This window comes from Streptacidiphilus monticola, from assembly GCF_042658505.1.
Classification (GTDB): Bacteria; Actinomycetota; Actinomycetes; order Streptomycetales; family Streptomycetaceae; genus Streptacidiphilus; species Streptacidiphilus monticola.
Window position 1 is genome coordinate 1 of the sequence record NZ_JBHSQJ010000048.1, and the last position, 288, is coordinate 288.

The window sequence follows — 288 nt, forward strand, 5'->3', positions numbered from 1 at the left end:
CCGCCGGTGTCGACCCCGCCCGCGTCCAGCTCGCCGCCGCACACCACGCCCCCGGTGACGTCGCCGCCCGCGACGAGCCACAGCCCCTCGCCGAGCGAGTCGTCCAGCTCTCCCGGAGGCAGCCTGGCCAGCACCGGAAGCGACAGCTCCTCGCTGTTCCGGGCCGGAGTGCTGCTCGAAGGTCTCGGCCTGGCGCTCCTGGGCGTGCCGCTGCTGCGGCGCTTCACGCGCCGGGGACGGCACTGACCCGGACCTGACGGAACGTCAGGACGGCCCGAAGGACCGCCG